Below are 2517 nucleotides of genomic sequence, written 5' to 3'. Positions count from 1 at the left end.
TTAAAGGTAACATGGATGTGTGTATTGGTCGAAAAAAGTTTAAAAAATCAGCCCAGTTATTTTCTCATCTTGCACCTTATCAACAACACGTATTCGGCATGAAAGTACAGATGTTTGGCCAACCACTTTATTTGGCCGGTAGTAAAAATTCACGTGATGAATTAATGATTGTAGTCACTAACAAGCACCCGAAAAATGCGATTGCATGTTACCTACGCCGATGGGAAATTGAAACTCTGTTCTGTGCGCTAAAGTCAAAGGGTTGGCGTTTTGAGGAAACCCATATAGTCAATCAAAAACGAATTGAACGACTTATCGCTTTGCTTGCAGTAGGGTTTGTTTGGGCCCATAAAATCGGCGAGTGGAAAGCCGCTTTAAAACCCATTCCATTAAAAAAACTCCGAAACCAAAAAAGACCGCAATCGAGTTTCTTCCGGTTGGGGCTAGATTGTCTCAGGGATCTTCTAACAAATTTCAAAATCAATACTAAAGCTTTCTCAAAATATGCAAATTGTATTCGGCTAAGTCTAAATGAGAACTGTTTTTAATAAATTGTCCCGTACAAAGGTATTTTAGAGTAATTTTTCCTGGGGATACTTCTTCATCAGGAATATAACAATAGATACCTTTGCGGAGTTTTAATATGGCCCTTTCAGGATAGGTCAATTGTTTCATTTCCTCAACTGGATTGGGTCTTTCTTTATATAGTTCTAACTGCTCCAGATGAATATCTTTTGTTATCGCTAAAAATTCTAAATACTGTGTGAAGGAGATAGCATAAGCTTGATAGCTAATTACTGGAAACTGATTTGAACTCCCAATACCTTCATCTATTAATAAAGCATCTGAATGACCTCTAAGCATTTTTCCAAACAAGGTGAATTGCTGGGCACAGCTAGTTCCAAAGCTTTTATCAATAATATTTCCCTTGCCTACCTTCGCTAAAAGCTTAGGTTTGCCATCCACCACGACACCCACCATAATAAAACTATGGACATCTTTTTTAGCAATAGCTATAAAAAATTTCGCTTTCTTTGTCCACTGTAATCGATTGATTAATATTGAAATCAACAGTATTTTCAAGTGCCATTAAATTTCTCTAAGAGATCTTAATTTGACATTATAGGGTATTTGTTAATCATTTAAAATATCATGAAGATCGTCTATAATAAAATGTTTTCTTTATGTTAGTTGCCCCAAAAAAACAGCCATTTAATAATGAATTAAAAATTCGCCTCCATTTGTCAATTAATAGACATAATGTTTAATTAATAATTAATATGTATAATCAAATTCATTTAATCTTATTAACTAATTTCAAATGACTCGAATATCTACAACAGATGAAAACTCACACCAAACAAATGAATCAATTACACTGATTAACCCGACTGACTTAACTCAAGAACAAAGTATATTCCTAAAAGAATTTTTAGAGGGAGATGATCAACCCGAAGTTTTTTTACCGGATACGATTTATACATATAAGGAAGTTCAATTTAAATTAACCCATGAGCTGAATTGGCGTTTAGGGAAAGATGGTATCAGTGATTGTTTTGAAGTGATGAAAAATAGTCGCGCAGGCATTGGAAAATACGCTACAGTGGACAACATTGAAGGAAAGTTAATTTCTTTTAGTAAGGAACTCGAGTTTGTTCCCGCGCATACAAAACCTCACAAAGACAGAGTGAGAAAATTCATGTTCTTTAAACAAGATAAAGAAGAAGAACAATGGCGTGACAGCATTAAAAAAGAATATAAGCGAACGAAGCAAGCAGGACATTTAAGTGTAAGAAAACCTGTATTTTTTAGAGATAACGCCGGAAAACTATGTGCCTATATGTTCATTAAAAAAGCGTCTGGTACCACGTTACATGATATTCTACATGACAAATCCAAGATGCAACTTGATATCGCAACTCGTAAAACAATTGCTATTGCTATTCTCAACGCCTATATAGAACAAGTCGCAAATAAGGGCTTGGTTCACAATGATATTTCACTTAAAAATATAATGATTGATATTTCAAACCCAAAGCAACCAATTGTCACTTTTATTGATTTTGCATTTGCCAAGAAAATTCATAAAAATGATGCGGGTCCTCACATAAGAGGCACCCCATTATATATGGCTCCTGAACGATTTGTAGGAGAAGGCAGTAGCACCGCAAGTGATGTATTTGCTTTAGGACATATTCTTGCTGAGCTCTTTGGAGAGCAAAGGATCACGCCTGGCCCTAAATGGGGTATAAAAGAAATATACCGTTTAAATAAGAAAGGTACATTTGATAGCGATCTTATTTATCTTGAGGAATTCGAAAAAGATACAATAACTCATTATCTTTTACCTATGGTGTCGCCAAGCCCAGAGGATAGACCAACCCCCGAAAAAATAAAAGAAATGCTTAGGGCTGAATATGAGTCTTCTACAGGACTTACGAAAAACCCCTAGGTTGAGGCAAAAAATGTTTTTAATGAGGGAGTTTAGATAGACTAAATGACCGAATTAAAAACATT

2 protein-coding genes and 1 pseudogene are annotated in these 2517 nt (G+C 34.9%); 2 read left to right on the top strand and 1 reads right to left on the bottom strand.

The genetic code is table 11. From position 1 onward, the window contains the following. Positions 1 to 548 (top strand): annotated as a pseudogene (locus tag DGG96_RS20455) (IS4 family transposase); the annotation flags it as partial. On the opposite strand, the gene DGG96_RS20450 reads toward DGG96_RS20455, so the two are convergent. Next, positions 487 to 1071, bottom strand: a complete 585-nt coding sequence (locus tag DGG96_RS20450) for a hypothetical protein (RefSeq protein ID WP_110144302.1) — start codon at positions 1069 to 1071, stop codon at positions 487 to 489. The pseudogene DGG96_RS20455 and the gene DGG96_RS20450 sit on opposite strands and share 62 nt — an antisense overlap. 250 nt (positions 1072 to 1321) lie before the next feature. Between DGG96_RS20450 and DGG96_RS20445 the strand changes: the two genes are divergently transcribed. Next, a complete protein-coding gene (locus tag DGG96_RS20445) occupies positions 1322 to 2452 on the top strand; it encodes a protein kinase domain-containing protein (protein ID WP_110144301.1) in 1131 nt (376 codons plus the stop codon). The last annotated feature ends 65 nt before the right edge of the window (positions 2453 to 2517 follow it).

The organism is Legionella qingyii (assembly GCF_003184185.1).
This window is presented reverse-complemented; position numbering and strand designations above follow the sequence as displayed.

What these genes read in the sequence shown, in the direction of transcription:
- DGG96_RS20445 (WP_110144301.1), top strand. Translation starts at nt 1,322, where the DNA reads ATGACTCGAATATCTACAACAGATGAAAACTCACACCAAACAAATGAA.